This is a genomic window from Bacteroides sp. 3_1_23, from assembly GCF_000162555.1.
Taxonomy (GTDB): Bacteria; Bacteroidota; Bacteroidia; order Bacteroidales; family Bacteroidaceae; genus Bacteroides; species Bacteroides ovatus.
Map to the genome: position 1 here is coordinate 301,179 of NZ_GG774950.1, position 12,823 is coordinate 314,001.

9 protein-coding genes are annotated in these 12,823 nt (G+C 46.5%); all 9 read right to left on the bottom strand.

Features of this window, described 5'->3' with window-relative positions:
• Positions 1-4: 4 nt before the first annotated feature.
• Positions 5-1,456, bottom strand: a complete 1,452-nt coding sequence (gene ftsA / locus HMPREF9010_RS11450; protein WP_008649228.1) for a cell division protein FtsA — start codon at positions 1,454-1,456, stop codon at positions 5-7.
• Between the two features lie 80 nt (positions 1,457-1,536).
• Positions 1,537-2,274, bottom strand: coding sequence for a cell division protein FtsQ/DivIB (locus HMPREF9010_RS11445; RefSeq protein WP_032852718.1), 738 nt, complete (start codon positions 2,272-2,274; stop codon positions 1,537-1,539).
• Between the two features lie 70 nt (positions 2,275-2,344).
• Positions 2,345-3,721, bottom strand: a complete 1,377-nt coding sequence (gene murC, locus HMPREF9010_RS11440; RefSeq protein ID WP_008649232.1) for a UDP-N-acetylmuramate--L-alanine ligase — start codon at positions 3,719-3,721, stop codon at positions 2,345-2,347.
• An 88-nt stretch (positions 3,722-3,809) separates the two neighbouring features.
• Complete coding sequence (murG, locus tag HMPREF9010_RS11435) at positions 3,810-4,931, bottom strand: undecaprenyldiphospho-muramoylpentapeptide beta-N-acetylglucosaminyltransferase (protein ID WP_008649233.1); 1,122 nt, start codon at positions 4,929-4,931, stop codon at positions 3,810-3,812.
• A 31-nt stretch (positions 4,932-4,962) separates the two neighbouring features.
• Positions 4,963-6,291 (bottom strand): FtsW/RodA/SpoVE family cell cycle protein, encoded by a 1,329-nt coding sequence (locus HMPREF9010_RS11430; protein ID WP_004298209.1) that lies wholly within the window; start codon positions 6,289-6,291, stop codon positions 4,963-4,965.
• A gap of 32 nt (positions 6,292-6,323) precedes the next feature.
• Complete coding sequence (gene murD / locus HMPREF9010_RS11425; RefSeq protein ID WP_008649235.1) at positions 6,324-7,658, bottom strand: UDP-N-acetylmuramoyl-L-alanine--D-glutamate ligase; 1,335 nt, start codon at positions 7,656-7,658, stop codon at positions 6,324-6,326.
• A gap of 141 nt (positions 7,659-7,799) precedes the next feature.
• On the bottom strand, positions 7,800-9,068 hold the full coding sequence (locus tag HMPREF9010_RS11420) for a phospho-N-acetylmuramoyl-pentapeptide-transferase (RefSeq protein WP_004298207.1): 1,269 nt from the start codon (positions 9,066-9,068) through the stop codon (positions 7,800-7,802).
• Positions 9,069-9,158: 90 nt separating this feature from the next.
• Complete coding sequence (locus HMPREF9010_RS11415) at positions 9,159-10,607, bottom strand: UDP-N-acetylmuramoyl-L-alanyl-D-glutamate--2,6-diaminopimelate ligase (protein ID WP_004307343.1); 1,449 nt, start codon at positions 10,605-10,607, stop codon at positions 9,159-9,161.
• A 29-nt stretch (positions 10,608-10,636) separates the two neighbouring features.
• Positions 10,637-12,763: a penicillin-binding protein gene (locus tag HMPREF9010_RS11410; protein WP_004307341.1), complete on the bottom strand. Its 2,127-nt coding sequence runs from the start codon at positions 12,761-12,763 to the stop codon at positions 10,637-10,639.
• Positions 12,764-12,823: the final 60 nt, after the last annotated feature.

Sequence of the window (12,823 nt, forward strand, 5' to 3'; positions counted from 1 at the left end):
AAGGTTACTTCATATCGTCGTCGGAAAAGATTTCTTTCGTCAACGAATCGATCTTGCGTTGAATCCAACTCGGACCTGCTTCTCTTTTCCGTCTTTCTTTCTCTTCCTTTTCCTTTTGCTTGCGAAGTTTTTCCGCTTCTTTGGCGGCTAGCTTGGCTTCCCGCTCTTCTTCTTCTTTCTTGAGACGGGCGATGCGGGCCTGTTCTTTCAGTTCCTGATCGTCCTCAAACATATCCACTGTCTTATGCACTTCCGGCTCCGGTTTGGAGACTGATGGTGCAGGAGCAGCTTGCGGAGCAGTTTCCGTCAGGCAGCAGTTCTGGTTACCTTCAAACAGGAGCCCGAACAAAGTGTTCTGCGAACCGTCTTTCTTCAGTATGTTGTTGGGCGCATGAACCATATTGCGTGGGAGTTTCGCCATCCGTATCTTTTCTATCTTGCTGCGTTTGCGCAAGGTTTCGTCCAGATTCTTCAGGTTGGCGGCCCCTCCTGTCAAGATGATTCCTGCCAGCAATTTGTCCTCGTAGCTCGATAGTTGTATCTGGCTCCATACGTTGGCAACGATTTCCTCGGCACGGGCTTCGATGATATTGTTAAGATCCGCCACTTTGATGATACGGTTGTCATCATCCAGTTTGCAGGTTGCTTCTTCCTGTTCGGGGTCCTCTTCATAGAGGGCGTCACCGTAGGCTTTTTTCAGGCGTTCGGCTTCTTCCTCCTCCATTTGCAGGGTGGTGATGTCACGCGTGATGCTGTTGCCTCCCAAAGGCAATACAGTCAGGAAACGGAGAATGTTATTCTTATATACAGAGATGGTAGTTGTGTCTGCTCCGAAGTCGATCAGTGCACAACCCGAACGGCGTTCGCTTTCTGTCAGTACGGCATTTGCGGTTACTAAAGGAGCGATCAGTTGGTCGGCAATATCAATTTTAGCCTGTTGGAAACAGTGCTCCAAGTTCTTACGTACGGAAGCACGGGCAACGATATTGAGGAAACGTCCTTCGATGTGGCTTCCTACCAGACCTACCGGATTGGCTTGCAGGTTATTACCTACCTTATATTCTTGTGGAGCTACGTCCAATATATCCATATCGACCACCGGGATGGCAATGTTCTCATCACCGATAGCGCTTACAAGCTCTTCGGATATGATAGCTTCTTCCTCCAGGTCGCGGCTTACTACATTGCGGACGGTGCGGAGTGATTGTCCGCCGATGCCTACATATACCTTGGCAATTGAGTTTTTCAACTCACCTTCCAGTCTGTTGATGATTGAAGTCAGGCTTTGCGCTGTCTTGTCCAGGTTAAAGATCACTCCTTTACGAATGAACGTAGAAGAGTCTTCCTGGGCATACGCTAATACCTGCATGCTTCCGTCACTGTTCTTTTTTCCGGCCACACCGGTTATCTTCGATGAACCAAGTTCAATAGCGGCGATAAATTCTGTTGTTGCCATAGGGTTATTTTATTTACTATTTTACTATTTACAATTTACTATATAGAGAGACTGTTTACTTATCATCTATCACTTATCAACTACTCTCGTTTTGTACAGATAATCTGGTTGCTGAATTCGAGATTGATACGTGAATATTTGTTCCAGCCTACCCGGTTGAGTCCTTTTTTGTAGAACTCCTTCAAACGTACCAGTTTATCTTCAAAGTTCTCCAGTTTTCCGAGATAGACCAGATGGTCTCCCACACGCGGCACCAATTCGATGTTCTGGTCGGGCAACACATGGATCTGCTCTATCTGGGCGTCCCAGAATTTATTATTATGCAAAAATACACCAAACTTATATAAATCCTTCATTGCAAACGACTTTTCTACGTTTCCGGTGACAATTACCCGGTGAGCGACGCATTTTGCTTCCGGCGGCATGATAGTTCCTTTGTTGTCAAGGTAGTAGTTTTGGCCGTTGGCGCTCATGACCCGGAGGATAGGAATACGTTGTGTCACTTCCACGCACACTTTGCCGCTGGGTGTTTTGTAGCATTCGGCTTCGTCAATCAACGGATGTTTGCTTAGTTCCCGTTCCAGTGACTTGGTGGAGATGCGTTCCATTTTCTTCCCGATGGGGTAGATCCCTTTCTGCTGAAGGATACCTTTCAGCTCTTCTTTGGTGATGAAGCCGGCGTATGCGGTATCCTTGATAACCAATTCCATGTCACGGCAGGTCTGGTCGGCAGGCTTGCGGTTGAATGCGGTGATAGCTACGGTGAGGTAGGCTATAAGCACCAGCATGACGATGGATAGAAGGATTCTTTTAATCATAATCAAAAATTAAAGATTAAAAATTAAAAAGCTTGCACTGTTTCGGACAGGCTGCCGGATGATTATTCATTTATCTTTTTTCTAATAGTTCCTTTATTTCGGGGACATAGTTGTCGATGTCTCCGGCTCCCAAAGTAATTAATACTTCAATGTTTTTATCTTTCAGAATGTTCAGTATCTCTTCCTTTTTGCACATACTTTTTTCGATACCCGGACGGAGATTATCATAAATCAGTTTGCTGGTGACGCCCGGGATTGGTGCTTCACGTGCCGGGTAGATGTCTACCAGAATCACCTCGTCGAGTAGCGACAGGCTATCGGCAAAGTCCTGATAGAAGTCGCGGGTACGGGTATAGAGATGAGGCTGGAAGATGGCTGTGATCTTCTTGTCCTTGTAAAGTTCGCGCATAGACAGCACGCTCTGTTTGATTTCAGAGGGATGGTGTGCGTAGTCACTTAGAAAGACAATCCGGTCGTTCTTGAGTTTGAAGTCGAACCGGCGGTCTACTCCGCGGAAACTTGCCATACCTCTTTTTATCTCTTCATCGGTCACCCCGTTGAGGTGTGCCAATGCCATGGCGGCTACGCCATTTTCTATGTTGATACTTACCGGAATTCCCAGTTGGATGTCGTTGATACGGGTGTCCGGAGCAACAAAGTCGATGAATATCTCTCCGTTTCCGATGCGGATGTTTTCTGCATGGAAGTCGCCTTCGTCACGTGAGTAAGTGTAGACACGAACGCCCGGCTGCACTTTGGGTTGCAGGGAGATGCCTTTGCGGATAATCAGTGCGCCACCCGGTTGGATTAGCGTGGTGTAATGTTCGAAACTTTCCAGGTAGGCTTGCTCTGTTCCGTAGATGTCCAGATGATCGGGGTCGGTAGACGTGATTACGGTCATATAGGGTGACAGCCAGTGGAAAGAACGGTCGAATTCATCCGCTTCAATCACAGTGTAAGGACTTGCTTGAGAGAGCAGCAGGTTGGTGCCGTAATTCTTTGAGATTCCTCCGAGAAAAGCGGTACATTCCACGTGCGACTGGTGGAACAGATGAGCTGTCATAGTCGATGTGGTTGTTTTCCCGTGAGTACCTGCTACGCACAGACCTTTGCTCGAATGGGTAATCGTTCCCAATACTTGGGCGCGTTTCTGTATTTCGAATCCGTTGTTGCGGAAATAAACGAGTTCTTCGTGTTCCTGCGGAACGGCCGGAGTGTATATGACTAACGTACTTTCCTTGTCTTTGCAGGCTTCGGGAATCAGGTCGACGTTTTCTTCATAATGTATTTGTGCGCCTTCGGAGATTAGCGTTTCAGTCAATGGAGTAGGAGTACGGTCATATCCTGCCACTACCTTTCCTTTGAAAAGGAAGTAGCGTACAAGTGCGCTCATACCGATGCCGCCGGCACCTACGAAATAGACTGATTTTATCGTTTCTATATTCATTTCTTCTGTCTTTTTATTTTAGTGCAGATTACGTTGTTTGATACGGGCATTGTGCCGTTACTTCAATCTGCGTAATCCGATCGTCCATTTATCTGTTCTTTGCTTCCGCCAGCTTAATGACCTCTTGTGCGATGATTCTCGCTGAATCGGGTAAAGCCAGTTTGGCGATATTCTCTGTTAGTTCTTTCAGTTTCTGCTCGTCGTTGACAGTGGACAGGGCTACGTCCATCAAAGTGGTTTCCGCTTCACTGTCTTTGACGTAGATAGCTGCCTGTTTGTTCACCAACGCTAAGGCGTTCTTCGTCTGGTGATCTTCTGCTACGTTGGGCGAGGGCACTAAGATAACAGGTTTGTGTAGCAGGCAGAATTCAGAAATGGAACCTGCTCCCGCACGGGAGATAACCAGATCGGCTGCTGCATAAGCGGCTGCCATATCTTTGATGAAATCCGTTACATATAAATTCGGAAGTGCTCCTGCCGCTTTTACGGCTTCTGTTACTTGCGGGTAATAGTATTTGCCCGTTTGCCAGATAAACTGCACGTCCGTGTTTTCCTTGATGGTTGTCAGACTGGCTGTCAGCGTGTTGTTGATGGTGCGTGCACCCAAGCTGCCACCTACAATCAGGATTGTCTTTTTGCCGGACTGTAAGTGGAAAGAACCTAGCGCTTCTTCTTTTGACGGCATATCCTTTGTCAGGTTCTGGCGGACGGGATTACCCGTCATGATGATCTTGTCGGCGGGGAAGAACTTTTCCATTCCGTCATAAGCTACACAAATCTTACGAGCTTTCTGTGCCAGGAGTTTATTAGTTACTCCGGCATACGAGTTTTGCTCCTGGATTAATGTGGGGACTCCCATCATTCCGGCAGTCTTTAGTGTTGGCCCGCTTGCATATCCGCCTACACCTACCGCCACTTGCGGGCGGAAGTTTTTGATTACTTTGCGCGCTTTCCATTGGCTGCGCATCAGTTTAATCAATACGGATACATTTTTCCATAAATGTTTGCGGTCGAATCCGGCTATCGGAAGTCCGATAATCCGGTAGCCTGCATCGGGAACCCGTTGCATTTCCATACGTCCTTCAGCGCCTACAAAGAGAATTTCTGCGTCGGGGCGTAGCTCTATTATAGCGTTTGCGATAGAGACGGCAGGAAAGATATGTCCTCCTGTTCCTCCACCGCTGATGATAATTCTAAGTTCTTTTTCCATCATTCTGTTTTCTTCTGTCCTTTCTCAACATTTACCGTTCATTGTTTCTGCTATCATGCTCATCTTCAAATTTGGCGTCGCTGTTCAGAATCTGTGCTGTCGGTTCGGCTGCGGCCTGTGCTTCCGAATTGGCTGCGGCATCCGCCTCTATTTGCAGTTGGATCTGTGCATCGTGCGCTTTCTGTTCTTCCAGGTGAGCGGTATATCGGCTTACGCTTAATATCATTCCGATATAAGCGCAGTTGATTAACGTACTTGTACCTCCTTTGCTGACCAGAGGCAGGGGTTGTCCGGTGACGGGGAATAACCCGACGGCAACCATCATATTCAGTATTGCCTGTGATACCAACAACAGCGCAATACCCATGACGAGAAAGGCGGGGAAGGTTCGCTCGCACTTTTGGGCGATTCGTCCGGCTCGCATCAGCAACCATAAATAGAGGAACACCACAAATATTCCTCCTACCAGTCCCATTTCTTCAATCACAATCGCGAAGATAAAATCGGAGAATGCCTGGCTAAGGAAGTCGCGTTGTATCGAGTTTCCCGGACCTTTGCCTACTACATGGCTGGTAGCAATAGCGATTCGCGCGTGTGCAATCTGTGCGTCTTTGTCAATATCAAATTTGGCTGCCGGCACTTCTTCTTTCTCAAAGAAACCGGAAACACGATTCTGCCACGTTTCGAAACGGTGAAGTCCCGGAGTGTTGTGCAGTGTTTTGGCGGGAATAGCCATCAGTATGCCTACGGCAACACCGCCTACAAGCCCCAATATCCCCAACATCCCGAACAGTTTCTTGGAAGATACCCGTCCGATGAACATCATCATACATACCACTCCGAACAGCAGCATTGCTGTTGAAAGGTTTTCCGGTGCGATGAGCAGGAATACCAGTCCGGTGAGGATCATGATATATTTAAAGGCATTCGGATTGGCCCCATATTCGTCCTGCCTTTTGGACAGGATGAATGAGACGGCAATGATTACCGCCATCTTTGCCAATTCCGATGGCTGGAATTGCAATCCCATAAAGGTCATCCAGCGGGCTGCCCCGTTGACACGGTCGCCTGTGATGATACCCATCAGCGTGACAAATGCCAGTAGAACCAGAGATACCGGATATAGAAAGACCGGAAATACCTGGAACCATTTGTAGGGAACATTATGCAGAAATACGACTACCACAGCTCCCACCATCAGGATGATGGAGTGTTGCGTAATCGGCCCCCAATGGTCGCCACTTTTGTAAGTCAGCGTCGACGCTGCCGAAAACACCTCGATGATCGAGATGAGGCAGAGACAGAGGAAGATAATCCAGATTACCTTGTCACCTTTGAATATGTTCTTTAATAAATCCAATCTTGCAGAATTTAAAAATTAATAATTAGAAATTAAAGGGCACGGACACATTCTTTAAATTGGTCGCCACGGTCTTCGTAACTCTTGAAGAGGTCGAAAGAAGCGCAGCAAGGACTTAATAATACCGCTTCACCTTTCTTTGCCAGTTTATAGGCTGCTTCTACGGCATCTTTCATGCCGGTTTGCACATCGGCTACCGGCAGACCGAAACGGTCGAAGAATTCGTGAAGCTTTTCGTTATGAAGTCCCAGATATACCAGTGCTGAACACTTTTCGCGTACCAGGTCTTCAATTTCAGTATAGTCGTTTCCTTTATCTTTACCACCGAGAATCAATACCGTTTTGGTAGTCATGCTTTGCAGGGCATACCAGCAGGAGTTGACATTCGTGGCTTTAGAGTCGTTAATAAAATCAATTCCGCGCACACGTGCCACCTTTTCCAACCGATGTTCCACTCCCTTGAAATCGGAGAGGGCTTTCCGGATGTTTTCTTTGGCGATGCCGGCAAGGTTTGCCGAGATACCGGCGGCTAAAGAGTTGTACAGGTTGTGTTGTCCTGTCAGGGCCAGTTCCTCTTGCTCCATGTTGAAGGCAATCGGTTCGGTGATTTTCACTTCGTGATCTTCTACGTATGCAATCGCTCCATCCTCTTTTACAGCGGCAAAAGGATACAAGTGAGCTTTCAGACCATGTTTTGCCAGTTCCTGTCTGATGATAGGGTCATCGTTCCAGAAGATGAAAGCATCGTCCGGTGTTTGGTTTTGGGTGATGCGGAATTTAGCGTCGATGTAATTCTGCATACAATGGTCGTAGCGATCAAGATGGTCCGGAGTGATGTTCATCAATACGGCGATGTTCGCACGGAAGTTATACATATTATCCAGCTGGAAAGAGCTAAGTTCGATAATATAGTAATCGTGGTAATCTTCGGCTACCTGCAAAGCAAGGCTTTTGCCGATGTTGCCTGCCAAACCTACGTTCAGACCTGCGCTTTTGAAAATATGGTAGATCAGGGAAGTCGTTGTGGTCTTCCCGTTAGAACCTGTAATACAGATCATTTTGGCATCAGTATAGCGTCCGGCAAACTCTATCTCGGAGATCACCGGTGTGCCTTGAGCTTTCAGTTTCAGGATGATCGGGGCATCATTCGGGATACCGGGGCTTTTGATTACCTCCTCGGCATTCAGAATGAGTTCTTCGGTATGGTGTCCTTCTTCCCAGGCAATCTGATGGCTGTCGAGAAGTTCCTTATACTTGTCCTTGATAGCGGACATGTCCGAAACAAACGTCTCAAATCCTTTGACTTTAGCGAGTACGGCTGCACCTGCGCCGCTTTCGCCAGCTCCTAAAATTACTATTCTTTTCATCTACAATAATGTGCCCTTATTTTCTAATTGATTGATTTATCTATTAGCTGTGCACATCTTTAAAAGTTAATAATCGGGTTAATACTCTCTATCTATAAAACTTGTTTCCCGTATGGAAACTTGGCTCCGGCACCTTGCCGGTTATCTTATTTTAAGCGTTATAATCGTTATTGCTGCCAATACAATCGTTACAATCCAGAACCGGACGGTAATCTTTGATTCATGAAACAGTTGGTCGGGTTTGGTGAATTTCACCGTGCATCCCGGTTCAATCAGGCTCATCGAAGTGCGGAAGTGATCGTGAATCGGTGTACGCTTGAACAATCGCTGTTTCACACCTTTTCGTTTTCCCGCCTTATAATAAGCCCGTTGCAGGATTACCGACAGGTTTTCTACCAGGAATACACCGCAAAGAATCGGTATCAGCAACTCTTTGTGGATGATGATGGCAAACACTGCGATAATACCGCCAATAGTAAGACTGCCTGTATCTCCCATAAATACTTGTGCCGGATAGGCGTTGTACCATAAGAAACCTATCAGTGCACCGATAAAGGCGCAGATATAGATTACAAGTTCTTCCGAGCCCGGAATATACATGATGTTCAGGTAGCCTGCAAATTCGATATGCGATGATACATAGGCCAGTACCCCCAACGTTGCACCGATAATTGCCGAGTTCCCGGCTGCCATTCCGTCCATACCGTCATTCAGATTGGCGCCGTTTGATACGGCGGTAACCACAATGATTGTGACAATGACGAACAATATCCATCCGGCTGTTTGCGCATGTTCTCCCATGAACGAAACCAGATCGGCATAATCAAGGTTGTTGCTCTTGAAAAAAGGAATCGTTGTCTGGGTAGATTTCAGATCATTCGTTCCGTGTATCACTTCCATCTCCCGTCCCGGATTATGAACTTCGATATTCTCACGGATCACTACGTCCGGACTTAAATACAAGGTCATTCCGACAATTAAACCTAAACCGACCTGACCGATAATCTTGAACTTGCCATGCAAACCCTCTTTGTCTCTTTTGAAGATTTTGATATAGTCGTCTGCGAATCCGAGCGATCCCAACCATACGGTAGTGATCAGCATCAGTATCATGTATATGTTATGCAGTTTACCTAACAATAAACAAGGGATCAGGATGGCTACAATGATGATGACACCTCCCATGCTCGGCACGCCTACTTTATTGACGCCAAACGGGTCGGTTTTAGCATCACGCTGCGTTTCTGTGATTTGTTTCCTTTTGAGTAGGTTGATGAACTTATCTCCCCAGATACTTGAAATAAGTAATGCGAGGATAACCGCCATCAAAGCACGGAATGAAGTATATCCGAACATTCCCGCTCCTGGAAAATTGAGCTTATGTAGCCATTCAAATAGATAGTATAACATAAATAATTTGCCAATTTATTGATGTGTTGTTATGCCGGTTGCTGTCGGATAGATAACGAAGCCGGTCGGCATATTAGCACAGTCTATTCATTATTTAAAAATTTCTTTGAGTACTTCTTTGTCATCAAAATGATGTTTCACTCCTTTTATCTCCTGGTAATTCTCATGTCCTTTTCCGGCAACGAGAATTACATCTCCTTTCTCTGCCAGCATACAAGCCGTGCGAATTGCTTCTTTACGGTCGGCAATGCTTAGTGTTTTCTTCATATCTTCCGCATCCAGTCCGGCAAGCATGTCATTGATGATGTCTTGCGGCTCTTCAAAGCGCGGATTGTCGGAAGTGATGATGACGCGGTCACTCGCTTTGGCAGCTTCCTTTGCCATGATGGGGCGTTTGCCCTTGTCGCGGTTACCGCCGGCGCCTACCACGGTAATCACTTTTCCTTTTCCTTCAAGCACTCCATGAATAGCGTTCAGTACATTAATGAGAGCATCCGGGGTATGTGCATAATCAACAATCGCCGTAATTCCCTGCGGTGAGCGGACCGCATCGAAGCGTCCGGCTACCGGATGAAGTGTGCTAAGAGCTACAAGCACCTCTTCCTCTTTCTTGCCTAACAGAACTGCCGCCCCGAATACCGCCAATAAATTGGAAGCATTGAACTTTCCGATAAACTGAACTGCCAGTTCATGATTGTTGAAGTCGAGCAGCATCCCTTCGAAATGAGACTCTAATACCCGTCCTTTAAAGTCGCTAAGACTTCTCAATGAATAAGTATAGACCTTCGAACGTGTGTTCTGCGTCATTACCAGTCCGTTTTTATCGTCCAGATTGGTCAGGCTGAATGCATTTTTCGGCAGATCGTCAAAGAATTTCTTCTTCGCTTTCAGATAGTTCTCTACTGTTTTATGATAGTCGAGATGGTCGCGGGTCAGATTGGTAAAGATCCCTCCTGCAAACTTTAGTCCACTGATACGTTTCTGTGCAATCGAGTGGGAGCTGACTTCCATGAAAACATATTTGCATCCTTCATCTGCCATCCGTCCCAACAAACAGTTCAACGTGATTGGATCAGGAGTAGTATGTTCTGTCGGAATCGATTCATCATCGATGTAATTGCAAACGGTAGAAATCAATCCCACCTTATAGCCGAAATAACGGAATGTATTATATAATAAGGTAGCGATCGTTGTTTTTCCGTTCGTCCCGGTAACGCCGACCAGTTCCAACTTGGAAGTCGGGTCTCCGTAGAAGGTAGTGGCAATCTTTCCTACCGCATCTTCGCTGTCTTTTACTCGTACATAGGTGATCCCCGCTACAGGTTCTTCCGGCATATCCTCGCAAAGGATGGCGATTGCTCCTTTTGCGATGGCAGCAGGTATATAAGCATGGCCGTCGGCTTGTGTGCCACGCATTGCCATGAATAGCTGTCCGGCTTCCACTAGACGGGAGTCTATGTTGACACCGGTGATTTCTATGTTTGAATCTCCGGCTACCTCTACCGGTTGGATTGCTTTCAGTAACTCATTTAATAACATCACTCTATTCAATTTTTAATCTTTAATTTTTAATTAAGCGTAAGCGTCACTGTCTGTCCCTTCTTAACAATCGTTCCGTTGGCTATCGACTGGCTTTTTACTTTGCCTACGCCGACCAGATTGACTTTCAATCCTTTGCTTTCCAACAAGTACACAGCGTCTTTCGCTCCCATACCTATCACACTCGGTACAAAATTCTGCATATTGCTCCGGCTCTCAAGAACCACAGCTTGTGGGGCAGAATGGGTATTTCCCCAAACCTCTTTGCCCGAATCAGCGATTTTGCCTTGTACGTTAATCTGCAGCTCTTCCAATACTCGTTGCGCTTCGCGCATCTCTCCGGCTTTTACATTCGGAATGACTACGGAATTAGTATCAATCGCATTGGTCAGCGGTAACCGCAAGTCTTTGGCATACACCCTTTCTGCAATCTTGCTGAACACACTACCTGCCATTAAACCTCCCGAAGCCGGTAATCCCGGTTTCTGGATAGAGACAATCATGCTATATTTAGGTGCTTCTGACGGGAAATACCCGCAGAAACTAACCAGATAATTTGTTCTTCCCGTTTTGTATCCGGCTGCTCCCTGTGAAATCTGCGCCGTTCCTGTTTTTCCTGAAACGTGGAACTGCTTGCTTCCCGCAGGTTTGGCAAGTCCTTCACCAACCACTTTTCGGAGAATCTCACGGATCTGTGCCAAAGTCTTATCCGAACAAATCTTGGGATTGATTACCTCTGTCGGATATTCTTTCACTACTTCCCCGTCCTTCATGGCAGCTTTGACAAACTTCGGACGCACGGTGACTCCGTTGTTGGCTATCCCATTATAGAATGTGAGAATATTGATCGGTGGAACCTGTGTCTCGTAGCCGATACTCATCCACGGCAATGTTGTCTTTGCAAAATAACGTTCTTTCGGGCCGCGTATATTCGGTTTTCCTTCTCCCGCAATCTGCAGGTGTAACGGCTGGTCGATGCTCATCCGTTTCAACCCGTCTACAAATTTCTGCGGGTTGCTGCCGTAGAAATGGTCTATAATATAAGAGGTACCCACATTGGACGAAACCCCTAGAATTTCCGTAACAGTCAGCTTTCCATATCCTCCGCGATGCCAGTTATGGTCTTTCATGACACGTCCATACATCGGCATCTGGCCGTTGCCGGTATCTACCACATAGTCCGGCGTGATCTTTCCGTCTTCAAGAGCTACCATGATAGAGGCCGTTTTGAAAGTAGACCCCGGCTCGAGCATATCACTAATAGCATTGTTGCGCATTTCGTAGTACTCACCGTCTTTGCCTTGCATCATGTTGACGATGGCTTTCACTTCTCCGGTACTTACCTCCATCAATACCACCACACCCACGCTCGCATTCAGCTCTTTCAGCTTATCCACCAACGCCTTCTCGCAAATATCCTGCATACCTACATCGATAGTACTAATCAGATCGCAACCATCAACTGGTGGCACATCGACAATGTTCAGGTATTTGTTCATCACCTTCTGACGGTGTGTCAATCCGTCCCGCCCTTTCAGGATGGTGTCGAAAGCAAGTTCGATACCATTTCTCGCTCCTTTGGCTGTGTCTGCATACACATCTCCCAGTGTACGGGCAGCCAGTGAACCGAACGGTTTCTTACGCTGATTGTAAGCTTGTTCCTTGAATCCGCCTTTATACCGGTTCAAGCAGAATACAGGCAGTCTCTTTACCTCTTTATATTGTATATAGGAGATACGTTTCGGATAAATCAGATAATTGCGGCTTTTTGCCTGGCGTCCTTTCTTGAGGTGTGCCTTGAATTGAGCCGCACTCTTGTCCGGGAATATCTTGTGAAGTCCGATACAGATTGAATCCATATTGGCATTGAGGATGGAATCCCGGCGTGCCTGATCTTTCTGCCTGCGTTTTTCATCCTTTTCACCGGACATAAAGTCCATATATATTCTGTACTCGGGCAGAGAGCTGGCCATCAGTTTACCGTCAGAAGAAATAATGTTTCCACGATTAGGTTTTACCGTCACATTCTCTTTTACGAAACGGTCAGCCACATCCTGCCAGTATTGTCGTTCGGCAAACATGGTGATGCCTGCTTTTACAACAATAGCTACTCCTATCAACGCCATCAACAGGATGACGAAGAAGTAACGGGTCATTATGTTCTTTTTATTAACTGCCACAGCATTTGTCCTTTAAAACTCTTAACTATCATTTAT